Here is a 225-nt window from a genome sequence, read left to right on the forward strand (position 1 = left end):
AAATCCGCACACCTTGTGGCTGAGACCTGATGCCGAGCCGATTGTGGTGAAGTGGATGATCCTATGCTGTCGAGAAAAGCCTCTAGCGAGTTTCATGGCGGCCCGTACCCTAAACCGACTCAGGTGGTCAGGTAGAGAATACCGAGGCGTTCGGGTGAACTATGGTTAAGGAACTCGGCAAAATGCCCCCGTAACTTCGGGAGAAGGGGGGCCAGTCCTGGTGAT

General features: G+C 55.1%; 1 rRNA gene. It reads left to right on the top strand.

From position 1 onward, the window contains the following. Nucleotides 1-225 (top strand): 23S ribosomal RNA (locus tag ACYF6T_RS44825); the annotation flags it as partial.

The organism is Streptomyces sp. 7R007 (assembly GCF_054850255.1).